2 protein-coding genes are annotated in these 1,377 nt (G+C 38.9%); both read left to right on the top strand.

The window, feature by feature from the left end; translation table 11 throughout:
- Positions 1 to 679: CFI-box-CTERM domain-containing protein (locus ACED25_RS23410; protein ID WP_371696269.1), on the top strand; the 679-nt coding region annotated here is incomplete at its 5' end.
- 165 nt (positions 680 to 844) lie between these two features.
- On the top strand, positions 845 to 1,327 hold the full coding sequence (locus ACED25_RS23405) for a hypothetical protein (RefSeq protein WP_102582968.1): 483 nt from the start codon (positions 845 to 847) through the stop codon (positions 1,325 to 1,327).
- Positions 1,328 to 1,377: the final 50 nt, after the last annotated feature.

Genomic DNA, 1,377 nt, shown 5'->3' with positions numbered 1-1,377 from the left:
CTTGGAACTTCAAACACTGACAAGTCGCCCCGTGGGTTCATGGGGCGGATACGTTGCGAGGTCATGCTCAGAAAGGAGGTTTGAATTGAGTTCATTAGTTAATGTAAATGTTGTATGTCCGAAGTGTGAAGAGCAAGAAGTGCACTCATATGTCGGACCAGAATTAGATAGTGTTACATGTAGTAAGTGCTCTACTCAGTTTACTTACCTTTTTGCAAAAACTAGAGCGAAACGTTCGAGAGGCAATAAAAAAGAAAACACTAGAGAATTTGACATTAGAGTTTACCTAAATGATGGCAGTGAACAATTTTTTCAGTTTCAAAAAACTGGATGGGATGATATCGAGTTAAGATCAAAAGACTTAGTCGTTTTCGTATTTCTCAATGGTGATGTACGGGTTGTCCAAAATATCGAAATTGGTAGCTACACCATAATCTCAAAACCAAGTTGTTACATAGCTACTTATTTGTATGGACCTAGTTCTAGTGAAGTTCTTTTCCTAAGACGTTGGAGAGATAGCAAGTTGATTCCATCTCGTATCGGCTCTTGCTTTGTTCAATTTTACTACGCCATTAGCCCAAGACTCATAAAATACTTCGGAAAATTTATATTATTCAACAAATTAGTTAAAGTTGCAGTGGGCATTTGCCTTCGAGTGTTGGGCTATAGAAAGATCTAAGTCATAGGCTAGCACATAACAAAAAATTTAAGAGCGATTCGGCACGCGTGGCATTTTTGGTTTGCATTGGCTTAGCGGTTAAGGTGGCATGCGGCAGCATCGGCATTGCGTGCCTCACACCTTAATTGGGCGTTAGCTGACAAAGGATATATTTGAGAGAGTTGTATGGATTATAGCATTAATATTTGGTGGCTGTTGGCAGGTTTTGTAACACTGCGTATTTTCAAACGATATGTTTGTATCAAAGAAAACGAGCGATTGAAGTTCGAAAAAGCTCAGTTTTTAGAAACTAGAAAAAAGGGCTTCTATAATCGTTCTTTGAGTACCTCGATGAGGTATGAGCGAATTAAAAACCACAAGTTATTAACTCTACTACCAGATTACTACGATAGTCACGTAGATGGCAGGCAATGGTCTGAATCAGTTGCGACGAAATACTATGTTGCATACTTTTCTGGTGTCAAGAAGGCATATTGTGTTCTCGTATTAGACCAGTTTAATGTGTTTTCTGACTCATGTTTTATCTCTGAAGAAGAACTAAATGGCTTATATAGCCAGCCGACCAAGGAAGTACGTTTTGTAAGTAAGTTGGTTGCATCAGAACCCCAAAATATGAGTTCATTGCTGACATCAATAGTCGCCAGCTAACTAATAAGGATTAAGGTGTTGCGTAGCCAACACTAAATCCCAAGTGTTGA

It is taken from the genome of Vibrio sp. 1F263, assembly GCF_041439035.1.
Lineage (GTDB): Bacteria > Pseudomonadota > Gammaproteobacteria > Enterobacterales > Vibrionaceae > Vibrio > Vibrio tasmaniensis_A.
The sequence above is the reverse complement of the archived record's forward strand: the minus strand, read 5'-3'. Positions and strand labels throughout refer to the sequence as shown.

Excerpts from the sequence above, each read along its gene's own strand:
- ACED25_RS23405 (WP_102582968.1), top strand. The coding sequence starts at position 845 with ATGGATTATAGCATTAATATTTGGTGGCTGTTGGCAGGTTTTGTAACA.